Source organism: Prevotella sp. TF12-30 (assembly GCF_003436715.1).
GTDB classification, from domain to species: Bacteria; Bacteroidota; Bacteroidia; order Bacteroidales; family Bacteroidaceae; genus Prevotella; species Prevotella copri_A.
Map to the genome: position 1 here is coordinate 480 of NZ_QSQJ01000080.1, position 358 is coordinate 837.

At 43.3% G+C, this 358-nt stretch carries 1 pseudogene; it reads left to right on the forward strand.

The features are described from left to right. Positions 1–358: pseudogene (locus DXD25_RS17300) on the forward strand (hypothetical protein); the annotation flags it as partial.

A 358-nucleotide genomic window follows, 5' to 3' on the forward strand; every position in this document is an offset into this window, starting at 1 on the left:
GAAAGAAGCAAGCAAAGATGAACAGCGAAGTAAACTCTTGTTTGATACTGTTAATCAGGTGAAACAAGAGCTTAATGCCACATCAAAAATTGTGCAGGACAAACTTCACGCAATGGATAACACACCTCTGAAGAAAGTAGTGACTCATCGCTTCGAGCCAACTTCAAAGTCTGTTCTTCTTTTCATTGGTGGCTTGGCTCTATCTCTTGTTCTCTCCATTTGGGGCAATCTCACCCAATGGCGAGAGCATCAAGATTGGGAGGAGGCAGATTTGAAGTATCGGGCTTTGAAGATGGTGCTTCCATCCGATGACCCCAATGTTCGATACATCGAAAAGCATTTTTCTGTTTGCCGAGAT